Source organism: Streptomyces sp. DH12, assembly GCF_020873895.1.
GTDB lineage: Bacteria > Actinomycetota > Actinomycetes > Streptomycetales > Streptomycetaceae > Streptomyces.
This window is the reverse complement of record NZ_JAHWGT010000542.1, coordinates 1-569: the sequence shown is the minus strand read 5'-3', so window position 1 is coordinate 569 and position 569 is coordinate 1. Positions and strand designations below refer to the sequence as shown.

Annotated in this window: 1 protein-coding gene; it reads left to right on the top strand. The window is 77.2% G+C overall.

What is annotated here, in order from left to right; all coding sequences use genetic code 11:
* Positions 1-569, top strand: a 569-nt coding sequence (locus LPA54_RS35675; RefSeq protein ID WP_228984717.1) for an AMP-binding protein, incomplete at both ends; no start/stop codon positions are given.

The following is a 569-nucleotide window of genomic DNA, read 5'->3' as shown; positions in this document are numbered from 1 at the left end:
CGTACGCCGTCCCCGGCCGCCGGCTGCACAACGTCTACGGACCCGCCGAGACCCACGCCGTCACCACCCACACCCTGCCCGCCGATCCGGCCGAGTGGCCCGCCGCCGCCCCCATCGGGCGGCCCGTGGACCACGACCGCGTCCTCGTGCTGGACGGTGCGCTGCGTCCGGTGCCGCCGGGTGTCACGGGTGAGCTGTATCTGGCGGGTGCGGGGGTGGCGCGCGGGTATCTGAACCGTCCGGAGCTGACGGCGGAGCGGTTCGTGGCCGATCCCTACGGTCCGCCGGGGTCCCGTATGTACCGCACGGGTGACCTGGGCCGGTGGCGGGCGGACGGGGAGCTGGAGTTCGCCGGGCGCGCGGACCACCAGGTGAAGATCCGCGGCTTCCGGATCGAGCCGGGGGAGGTGGAGGCCGCGCTCGCCGCCCTGCCGGGCGTCGCCCACGCCGCCGTCCTCGCCCGCGAGGACCGCCCCGGCGACAAGCGCCTCGTCGGCTACGTCGTCCCGGCCCACGACGCCACCGACCCCGCCGCGCTGCGCACCGCGCTGGCCCGGACCCTGCCCGAC